A 3,263-nucleotide genomic window follows, 5' to 3' on the forward strand; every position below is an offset into this window, starting at 1 on the left:
CCGGGCCGCGACGCAGGCGCTCAACCAGGGCGACGCCGTCAGCGACACGCTGAGCGTCAGCTCGCTCGACGGCACGGCCAGCCACAACATCGTCGTCGCCATCACCGGCGCAGATGATGGTCCAGCTAGGCAGGCGCCGACCGACATTAAGCTGACGCCTGTCGTTCCGGCGGATAGCGTTAACTTCAATAGTTTTGAGTTCAGTGGGCTGCTGACGGCGACTGATCCCGACGCAGGTGGATTCAGCTTCAGCATTGCCTCGCAGTCGAATCCGGGCTTGTTTTCGATTACCGACAATACGCTTCATTCGGATGCGCTATCGACGAACGGTACATTTTCAGTGACGGTAACGGCAACGCAGACCGGTGATCCTATAGGCCCGGCCTTCGAAAAGACCGAGACGTTCACGATTATCACCGGTGGCAATGGCAACTCAGTGGACAATCCGACCGGTGGAACGGGCGACGATATGCTCTACGGCGGTGGCGGTAACGATATGATGTTCGGGCTCGGAGGTGACGACACTCTTTTCGGACAAGACGGCAACGACACCCTAAACGGTGGTGCTGGCAACAACACCCTGACCGGGGGCGTGGGAAATGATACCTTCTTTTTCCAAAAGTTTGCCACCACCACGAACCATATGACTGACTTCAACGCTGGGACGAATAACACAACCGTGGACAGGTTCCAGTTGGACGTCGGAGGCGGCACGTTCGAGTTCGCCGTCGGCAACAACAATACAAACGTGGACAATGTGAAGGTGGGAAACAACGGCACGATCAATGTTGCCGGAACGGAGGTTGCCGTCAAAACGGACGTGAGCGTCACGAACGCAACCGTCCAGAGCACCATCAATGGTTACAGCAACATAACCACAGGGGCATTGTTCGTGTTCCATAACACGGATCTCGGCCATGCGGCGGTCTACTATGATCAGAACCCAAGTTCAGCCGGCGGCGCGGTGCTGGTTGCTGAATTCGACAACATCACCACCCTCAGCGGGCTTACAAATTTCAACTCGGGCGACTTCTTGTTTAGCTGAGGCGGTCTGTAATCACGACCAGCATTCACCGCAGACGCAGCCCAATGGAGACCTCGCCTGCGGCGTACGTACTCGGGCCTGACGGGGAGGTCTCGGACGTTTGTGCGCCCAGCGCGCTGGGCGCGACGGATTCATCGGGTGGTGGATAGCATCAGGTCACACGCGTTGCGGCAGCCTGCCGACCTCAATTGCCGTCGTTGGGCCGTGCCTTGGCGCTGTCATTGCTGCTGTCCGAGGCGGTTTTTCCGTCCGGCTGTTGGCCGAAATAGGTGCCGCCGAGGTGTCCGCCGGCGCTGGTGTTCTTGACCTGCAGTTCGGCGCGTTTCTGAAGTTCACGGGCGTTGGTCTTGCTCATTTTCGGCTCCATATTTGAGGTCGACCTGTGGTCAACCGATGGAGGCCGACACTGTTCCATATTTTTCTGCGCCAACCGCCGGGGCTGGCTGTTCGGTGAGAACAAAAGATCGGCCGACTGGCTGGCATTTGTGAGACTGGGCGGGAACAGTTCGGGGTTTTGCCTGTTGTTCGAATTCAACATGGAGAAACGAACATGGGCATGACGACACCGAAAGACGGCGCCCCCGGCACGACCGACCAGTCACCCCGCTGGGAAGGGCCGAGGGGGAATAAGCCTCGCGGCAGGCCAAGGATGATCCGGATCGCGACCGTGACGCGCATGGCGAAAACAATCGCGACCCCGAGACCAGAGATCTCGGCGATGCGCTGAAGCAGAAGGGCGATTGACATGGCCAACCCCGAGAAAGACGCGACCGGCCAGTTCGCCAAGTCGCGGGCCGACCGGAAGAGCACCGGCGTCGCCAGCGCCAAGCCGACCGTCATCACCGGCTCCGAGGATGCGACGGTAAACAAGAACCCGCCCGGCAAGAAAAAGCCTGAGAAGGATTGGGACATTAATTACGATCCCGCCGATAGGAACGAGAGCCGGTCGCACTAGCTCGGGCTGTCGCTGGTTCTCCTGACGAGCCAAGCCGGGAGGCATTTCCGTTTTCTCCAGTCACGGAAATGCTCCATTTTTATATGCGGACACGGTTCCTACCCACCGAAATAGGCGGGATGGTCGATATCGGCGAGGAGGCCGGGCTGTTGCGGCTGCCAGCCGAGCAGTGCGCGGGTATGCTCGCTCGAGGTCGGGACGTCGAAGCCGGCGAACATGCCGAACCAGCCGAAATGCTCGATTGCTTCTTCCCGTGAGAGCGAGACGGCGGGCACATCGAGCCGCCGGCCGATGAGCTCGGCGATCTGCCTGAAGGGAACTCCCTCTTCCGCGACTGCCAGGAACGGGCCGCCGACGGCGCCGCGCTCGATCGCCAGCCGATAGACCCGGGCGGCATCGAGCCGGTGCACCGCCGGCCAGCGGTTCTGCCCTTCGCCGATATAGGCTGAGACGCCCTTGCGCCGGGCCAAATCGATCAGGATCGGCACGAAGCCGTGGTCGCCATGGCCATGCACCGAGGGCGGGAGCCGGACGGTGGAGGCGCGCACGGCGCGGGCGACAAGCGATACCGCGGTGATTTCGGAGGCGCGAGGGTAAGTCTCAGACGTCGGCATGGGCGGATCCTTCTCGGTGCCAACGCGGCCGGGGGCAAAGCCGAGGCCGGCCGTGACCAGCAGCGGACGATCGGAGCCTTGGAGGGCTTCGCCGAGCGCCTCGATGGCGCGCCAGTCGGCGGCGCAGTTCTCGGCGAATTTCGAGAAATCATGGTTGAAGGCGGTGTGGATCACGGCGTCCGCCTCCGCGGCGCCGCTCTTCAGGCTTTCCAGATCGTCGAGCGTGCCGTGATGGACTTCGGCACCGGCAGCCGCCAGTTGATCCGCTCCTTTGTTGGAGCGGGTGAGGCCGAGCACCTTGTGGCCGGCGGCGATCAGTTCATCGACGACGGCCGAGCCGACCCAGCCGGTGGCTCCAGTGACGAATACGCGCATGTGATATCTCCAGTTTTTGCCGGAGACACATATCGGCTCTGCCTGTATCATGGTAAAGTAGTGACATTATCATGGTATAAAGGCTAACAGGATGGGTGAATTCGTCACCTCGGATAACCGGCTCGGCGCCTATCTGAAGGGTCGCCGCATCAGGCTCGATCCCGCCGCCCTTGGCTTTGCGGGGGAGAGGCGGCGCACGCCGGGTCTGCGGCGCGAGGCGGTGGCGAGCCGCGCCAATATCAGCCCGACCTGGTACACCTGGCTGGAGCAGGGG

The 3,263-nt window shown here is 61.5% G+C and carries 5 protein-coding genes and 1 pseudogene; 4 read left to right on the forward strand and 2 right to left on the reverse strand.

Translation table 11 applies throughout. The annotated features are described in order from the left end of the window. A partial coding sequence (locus MOV76_RS38665) for a calcium-binding protein (RefSeq protein WP_247266543.1) occupies positions 1 to 1,045 on the forward strand: 1,045 nt, incomplete at its 5' end. 184 nt (positions 1,046 to 1,229) lie between these two features. Here MOV76_RS38665 and MOV76_RS38670 read toward each other — a convergent pair. Then, positions 1,230 to 1,400: a hypothetical protein gene (locus MOV76_RS38670; RefSeq protein WP_247266544.1), complete on the reverse strand. Its 171-nt coding sequence runs from the start codon at positions 1,398 to 1,400 to the stop codon at positions 1,230 to 1,232. A gap of 195 nt (positions 1,401 to 1,595) precedes the next feature. On the opposite strand from MOV76_RS38670, the pseudogene MOV76_RS38675 reads away from it, so the two are divergent. Both MOV76_RS38675 and MOV76_RS38680 read left to right on the forward strand, forming a co-directional pair. Continuing rightward, positions 1,596 to 1,789, forward strand: a pseudogene (locus MOV76_RS38675) (hypothetical protein). Position 1,790: 1 nt separating this feature from the next. Then, positions 1,791 to 2,000 carry a hypothetical protein gene (locus MOV76_RS38680; protein WP_018447086.1) on the forward strand — a complete coding sequence of 70 codons (210 nt, stop codon included), beginning with the start codon at positions 1,791 to 1,793 and terminating at the stop codon, positions 1,998 to 2,000. A 98-nt stretch (positions 2,001 to 2,098) separates the two neighbouring features. On the opposite strand, the gene MOV76_RS38685 is transcribed toward MOV76_RS38680, so the two are convergent. Then, positions 2,099 to 2,989 (reverse strand): SDR family oxidoreductase, encoded by an 891-nt coding sequence (locus MOV76_RS38685; protein WP_115157276.1) that lies wholly within the window; start codon positions 2,987 to 2,989, stop codon positions 2,099 to 2,101. Positions 2,990 to 3,080: 91 nt separating this feature from the next. Between MOV76_RS38685 and MOV76_RS38690 the strand changes: the two genes are divergently transcribed. Continuing rightward, positions 3,081 to 3,263: helix-turn-helix transcriptional regulator (locus MOV76_RS38690; RefSeq protein ID WP_247266545.1), on the forward strand; the 183-nt coding region annotated here is incomplete at its 3' end.

The sequence above is a fragment of the Rhizobium sp. PRIMUS64 genome (assembly GCF_023006465.1).
GTDB lineage: Bacteria > Pseudomonadota > Alphaproteobacteria > Rhizobiales > Rhizobiaceae > Rhizobium > Rhizobium leguminosarum.

What these genes read in the sequence shown, in the direction of transcription:
- MOV76_RS38670 (WP_247266544.1), bottom strand. Translation starts at nt 1,400, where the DNA reads ATGAGCAAGACCAACGCCCGTGAACTTCAGAAACGCGCCGAACTGCAG.
- MOV76_RS38680 (WP_018447086.1), top strand. Translation starts at nt 1,791, where the DNA reads ATGGCCAACCCCGAGAAAGACGCGACCGGCCAGTTCGCCAAGTCGCGG.
- MOV76_RS38685 (WP_115157276.1), bottom strand. Translation starts at nt 2,989, where the DNA reads ATGCGCGTATTCGTCACTGGAGCCACCGGCTGGGTCGGCTCGGCCGTC.